The sequence below is a fragment of the Pontibacterium sp. genome (genome assembly GCF_041587635.1).
Lineage (GTDB): Bacteria > Pseudomonadota > Gammaproteobacteria > Pseudomonadales > Balneatricaceae > Pontibacterium.
Window position 1 is genome coordinate 1 of the sequence record NZ_JBFGYC010000261.1, and the last position, 5,443, is coordinate 5,443.

Sequence of the window (5,443 nt, forward strand, 5' to 3'; positions counted from 1 at the left end):
CTAGAATTCGCTGCTTGAGTTCACGATCAAACCCATTCATGACGGAAAGTACAACGATGAGAGCGGCCACACCAAGCATTAAGCCAAGCATTGAAGCCAGAGAGATGAAAGAGATGAAATGGTTGCTTCGCTTGGCAGCGGTATAGCGCAAACCAACGTATAACGACAGAGGCTTAAACATGGCCGGATTAAAGCATAGAAAGGACATTTTCTCTAACAAATTCAGTGAAATATTGGTTATACTCGATCCAAGAATTACATCAGACCAGTGCTTTGATTAGGGCTATTTGGATGCAAGAACAGGAACGCCGTAAGTTTTTCCGTATTGATCATCAGGTATCGATTGAGCTAAAACCCATCAGCGCAGAGGAGATTGCCAAAAACCCTACGCCGGTTCAGTTTGAAGTCTCACCCTACTTCCTCCTCTTAAGCCAGTTGCAGGATCTCGATACTGAAGGTGATCACTTACTCCGAAAAATCGCGGAGAAAGATGCCAACACCGCCGCATTCTTACAGCTCATGCACCGCAAAATCGACACGATTGCCAAAGCAGTCGCTGTAAATGGCATCGAGCTGGAGCAGATTCTCTCTCAGGAGATCAACCTGTCTGAAGGCGGCATGATGTTCGAATATCCTGAAACATTCGATATGGACCAACATCTCGCAATCAAGCTGATATTTCCTGAAACCTGCATCGGCCTTCTACTGTACGCTAAGGTCTGTCGCTTGATCCCAATGTCAAACGGCCACTACAAAGTCGGCATCGAGTTTATTCGCATGCCTGAAAGCTGCCGCGTACTACTGGCTCGCCAGGTAATGCTTCTGCAAAGCCACCAGCGCCGCCTAGAACGCCAGAACAGCGAACAAAGTTCCGACTGATGAATACTCTGGAGCTTTCGATCATTGAAAGCTTTGAATTGATGCACAAACATCTGCAGCGGTTTGCAACACAACTGCTGCAGGAAAAACCCCGCTGCTGGTTACCCTGCTCCACTACACCCCATCAAGATCTGGCTACTCTCTACACTGATATTTGGTATCAAGACGGTCATGATGGCCGCGAAACCCGAAGTCAGTGGGGACTCGTTGGCTGCAGCGATGAACTGCTCTCGCTAGCACTTCAGACTAACCAGCAAAAAATCAGTTTTAAATCCGCTATTCAGAGATACAAAACACAGGCTGGCGAGCTGCCCGGCGAACTCCTGCAAAAACGCTCACGTATACTGGCAGAGAAACTGAACCGCACAGGCTTAGCAAGGCTGCATTTAAAGCAGTGCTACCGCCTACTCCCAATACTGGAAGGTACACCTTCACAGGTCGGCTTTAGCTGGTACACAAGTGGCCGCAGCATCAAAAAGCTAACCATTACACAAGCCGAAGCGATGCTACTTAAACTGGATATAAGTCAGCCTCATGTGCAGATTCAACTGCAATCCTTGGGCAACTTAAAACCCGGCGAACTGCTGGCCCAACTGCAACCGCAGGTTCCTGTCATGAGAGCCAACGCGGTGTGGAAACGAAAAGCCCACACTGTACGCAAAGCGCGAAACTGCCCGCTGCCCATTCTATTCCCACTTTCCGCCAATCAGCCATTTCCAGAGCACAACGAACCTGATATAAACCCACCTGAAAAGCGGCAACGTATGGAACGCCGGGATCTGCAGATCAATCCCGACCCGTTTTTACCTAGCCTCCGGATTCACCGCTATAACTAAACACCAGGTACTTCATTATGACCAAACAGAATCTCCTCCATCATATTGCCACGGCAATTGGCTTCTTGGGCTTGATGGCATGGTACCTGGGCGCACGCGAGCTGGGTGTATTTGACTGGGCCGTTGAACTCGCGCCTGAGGAACATGCTGGCGCAGGACTGATGGTTGGCATTATGGTCGCAATGACGCCCGGCTTTTTCCTGTGGAAACTCTGGGTGCGCTGGAGCGAAAAGAAACTAGGCATTACCGGAAAATATTACGAAGACGGCTTCTACAAAGACCCACCGAAAAAGAAATAACCTCCTGAAACTAAAAAACCGGCACTAGGCCGGTTTTTTATACAAAGCTCAATCAGAGATTGGCAATACGGTTTAAACCGGCAATAGCAGCCACACGATACGCTTCAGCCATCGTCGGATAGTTGAACGTTGTGTTCACAAAATACTTAATCGTATTCGCTTCACCTTCCTGCGCCATAATCGCCTGCCCGATATGCACGATCTCAGATGCCTGATCGCCAAAGCAATGAATGCCCAGGATTTGCAGGGTTTCGCGATGGAACAGGATCTTTAACATACCCACCGGCTGACCGGAGATCTGAGCACGTGCAGTATCTTTAAAGAAAGCCTGACCTGCTTCGTACGGTACACACTCCGCAGTCAGTTCTTCTTCAGTTTTACCGATAGAGCTAATTTCTGGAATTGTATAAATACCGGTAGGTACTTCGTTGATATAACGGAAGTCATCACCACTCAACATATCAGCGGCCGCTGCACGACCCTGGTCCAGAGCAGCCGAAGCCAGGCTTGGCCAACCAATAACGTCACCCACAGCATAAATACCGTCCGTTGACGTACGGTAGTGCTCGTCAATCTCTAACTGACCGCGGCCGTTTGCTTCCAGCCCGATCGTCTCAAGCCCCAAATTGTCGGTATTACCCGTACGACCGTTACACCACAGGAAAGCATCCGCACGAATCTTCTTACCGGATTTCAGCGTCAGCACTACACCGTTGCTGTCACCTTCTACCGATTCATACTCTTCGTTGTGACGAATCTTCACTGCGTTGTTACGCAGGTGGTAACTCAAGGCGTCGGAAATCTCACCATCAAGGAAGGACAACAGGCGATCGCGATTATCAATCAGATCAACCTTCACACCCAAACCGCTGAAAATGGACGCATACTCACAGCCAATAACACCCGCCCCGTAAATAATCATGGTGCGCGGCGTATGACTCAGCTTCAAGATTGTGTCGGAGCTATAGATACGTGGATGCTTGAAGTCTATATCGCTCGGGCAATACGGACGAGAACCACTTGCAATGATGATATTCTTGGCACGCAGCGTCTCTGTGCCTTTTGAAGTACCACTCACCTGAATCGTGTTCTTGTCCTGAAAGCATGCACGACCAAAAAAGACATCGATACGGTTGCGGGCATAGAAGTTCGTACGCAACACAACCTGATTAGAGATAACTTTCTCGGCGCGTTTCAGTACTTTTGGGAAAGAGAACCAGCGCGGCTCCCCAATCTCTCGGAACATTGGGTTGGTGTTAAACTCGATGATCTGTTTAACGGAGTGACGCAACGCCTTTGAGGGGATAGTACCTTTGTGTGTGCAGTTACCACCCACCAGATCCTGTTCCTCTACTACAGCTACCCGGCGACCATGTTTAGCAGCATTCATCGCCGCCCCTTCGCCAGCCGGACCGGAACCGATCACAATGACATCGTAGTCATAAACAGCCATCACTTTCCCCTTAGATAATCGTTATTATCCTGTTGTTTTAATTAGCACGTCAGTCTATGCCGCACTGCATCAAGCTTAACTCTCAGCAATACAACCAAAACATTAGCCTTTAGATTTATCCCTAAAACCATACCCGCCAACGGCATAAACCGGCTCACTTTTATGGCTTTAGACGTTTATTGTGTGTCGCTTTTTTCTCCACCAGATAAGCCGCTCAATCGGCAAGCTGATAGATCACTGTCTTTATCCAACTCCTTAGGAGCTAAATACAAATCTTACTTAGCCAGATATTTCTTAAACCCTGGCGTTATAACTTCTTCAAATCCATCACCGCTTTTACGGATAAACAATGCATTAATTCGATGCTGCATCGCATATTCGTAGCCACGCTCTGTCCCCATCACCATAAATGCCGTCGCTAACGCATCAGCTTCCGCACATGTAGAGGCCAGCACAGTCACTGAAGCCAAACTATGATTAATCGGCGCGCCCGTTGCGGGATCAATAGTATGAGAGAACCGCACGCCGTTTTCTTCGAAATAGTTACGATAATCACCAGACGTAGCAATCGCTATATCCTGAACATTGATAATACGTTGCACACTTCGAGTGGACGCATCAGGCGTTTCTATCGCTATACGCCAGTCCTTCCCTCCGGGCTTTAAGCCCTTTGCGCGCAACTCCCCTCCAACCTCGACCAAATACCGCGTAATGCCTTGCTCTTCTAGCAACGATGCGACCCGGTCAACTGCGTAACCTTTAGCAACAGCAGAGAGGTCTATATAGAGATCAGCGACCGCTTTTTTCACCTGTTGCTGCCCAGGATTCAAACCAACTTTCTGATAACCAACACGCGCTCTTTGCGTTTCTATCTGGGACTCAGATGGTGCTTTAACTACCCGCCCATCGGGGCCAAACCCCCAAAGATTAACCAGTGGACCCACGGTAACATCAAACGCACCGCCCGTCTGTTCACTAATCGCTGTCGACAGCCGCAGAACATCATAAAGAGCCGCAGACAAGGGCATCCAGTCGGTACTTGCAGATTGGTTTAGTTGTGATAATTCAGAGGTTTTAATATAGGTGGACATGCTTTGATTGATGTCCTTGAGCACAGCCTCGACCGAAGCATGTACCTTTTGCGTACCCTCATCCCTGGATACCCATTTGACTGAGTAGCTCGTACCCATCGTCAGGCCATGAATAGAGCGGACCTCATCCTTGGCTTGCTGACAACCCGTAATTACAAAAATGGCCAGCAGCATAGCTGCCGGCCATTTTACGAGTTTCAACTGTTTAAACAGCTTACTCATCCGTGGTTAGCCACCAAAGTCATCCAGGAAGATGTTTTCGCGCTCGACACCCAGATCCAACAGCATCTGAATAACAGCGGAGTTCATCATTGGCGGTCCACACATATAGTACTCACAATCTTCCGGAGCGTCGTGATCCTTCAGATAGTTTTCGTACAGTACGTTGTGGATGAAGCCCGTCATTCCGTCCCAGTTATCTTCTGGAAGTGGATCAGACAGTGCCAGATGCCAGTCGAAGTTTTCATTCTCTGCTGCAAGCATGTCGTATTCGTCGTTGTAGAACGACTCACGCATGGAGCGCGCACCATACCAGAACGAAATCTTACGCGTAGCGTTCAGACGTTTCAGCTGGTCAAAGATATGAGAACGCATTGGCGCCATACCCGCACCACCACCGATGAAGACCATTTCAGATTCGTTTTCCGAGGCGAAGAACTCACCAAACGGACCGTAAACATCAATGGTATCACCCGGATTCAGGCTAAACACATAAGAAGACATCTGACCCGGCGGGAAGTCGGTTCCCGGCGGTGGAGATGCAACACGGATGTTGAACTTAACAACACCACGCTCTTCAGGGTAGTTCGCCATAGAGTAAGCACGGATAGTCGGCTCAGTTACAGTGGACACATACTGCCACATGTTGAACTGATCCCAATCACC

The 5,443-nt window shown here is 48.9% G+C and carries 6 protein-coding genes and 1 pseudogene; 3 read left to right on the forward strand and 4 right to left on the reverse strand.

Annotated elements, in window-relative coordinates; genetic code table 11:
* A pseudogene (locus tag ABYW01_RS12920) lies at positions 1 to 181 on the reverse strand (lipoprotein-releasing system transmembrane subunit LolC); the annotation flags it as partial.
* Between the two features lie 110 nt (positions 182 to 291).
* Between ABYW01_RS12920 and ABYW01_RS12925 the strand changes: the two are divergent.
* From ABYW01_RS12925 to ABYW01_RS12935, 3 genes are read left to right on the forward strand one after another with little or no spacing between them, the layout of a single operon-like run.
* Positions 292 to 879 (forward strand): PilZ domain-containing protein, encoded by a 588-nt coding sequence (locus tag ABYW01_RS12925; protein ID WP_372833313.1) that lies wholly within the window; start codon positions 292 to 294, stop codon positions 877 to 879.
* The gene (locus tag ABYW01_RS12930; RefSeq protein ID WP_372833315.1) at positions 879 to 1,715 is read left to right on the forward strand and encodes a DNA replication terminus site-binding protein; all 837 of its coding nucleotides are present in this window, start codon (positions 879 to 881) and stop codon (positions 1,713 to 1,715) included. The genes ABYW01_RS12925 and ABYW01_RS12930 overlap by 1 nt, the downstream gene beginning before the upstream one ends.
* Positions 1,716 to 1,732: 17 nt before the next feature.
* Positions 1,733 to 2,014 carry a hypothetical protein gene (locus tag ABYW01_RS12935; protein ID WP_372833317.1) on the forward strand — a complete coding sequence of 94 codons (282 nt, stop codon included), beginning with the start codon at positions 1,733 to 1,735 and terminating at the stop codon, positions 2,012 to 2,014.
* Positions 2,015 to 2,066: 52 nt separating this feature from the next.
* Here ABYW01_RS12935 and sthA read toward each other — a convergent pair whose 3' ends face one another.
* From sthA to nqrF, 3 genes are all read right to left on the reverse strand, one after another.
* Positions 2,067 to 3,467: a Si-specific NAD(P)(+) transhydrogenase gene (gene sthA, locus ABYW01_RS12940; RefSeq protein WP_372833320.1), complete on the reverse strand. Its 1,401-nt coding sequence runs from the start codon at positions 3,465 to 3,467 to the stop codon at positions 2,067 to 2,069.
* A gap of 275 nt (positions 3,468 to 3,742) precedes the next feature.
* Positions 3,743 to 4,780 (reverse strand): FAD:protein FMN transferase, encoded by a 1,038-nt coding sequence (locus ABYW01_RS12945; protein WP_372833323.1) that lies wholly within the window; start codon positions 4,778 to 4,780, stop codon positions 3,743 to 3,745.
* Between the two features lie 6 nt (positions 4,781 to 4,786).
* Positions 4,787 to 5,443: NADH:ubiquinone reductase (Na(+)-transporting) subunit F (gene nqrF, locus ABYW01_RS12950; RefSeq protein WP_372833326.1), on the reverse strand; the 657-nt coding region annotated here is incomplete at its 5' end.